Below are 248 nucleotides of genomic sequence, written 5' to 3'. Positions count from 1 at the left end.
ATGTGGTTGCGCATGTACTGTTGGCTGGCGTCCACCAGTGGTTGGTGATCCCAGCTTTTCAGCTTGCCGATGGCCAGCGCTTCGGCCACCAGTCGGCGGCGGCGCTGGCTGGCCAGCACCTGCTGGCGCAGGCTGGGGATGTCCCAGCGCTGTTGCGCTTCATCGACAAATGCCTGCAGCAGCACCTGGTGGTCCGGGCTGTCGGTGAGGTTCTCCCGCTCGTGCGGGTCGCGGCTCAGGTCATAGAG

Annotated in this window: 1 pseudogene; it reads right to left on the bottom strand. The window is 65.3% G+C overall.

Annotation, left to right across the window (positions count from 1 at the left end):
* Nucleotides 1-248, bottom strand: a pseudogene (locus tag FQ664_RS26585) (choline-sulfatase); the annotation flags it as partial.

This window comes from Pseudomonas persica, from assembly GCF_900291015.1.
GTDB lineage: Bacteria > Pseudomonadota > Gammaproteobacteria > Pseudomonadales > Pseudomonadaceae > Aquipseudomonas.
Note: the sequence above shows the minus strand (reverse complement) of the source record. Positions and strands in the feature narration are given on the sequence as shown.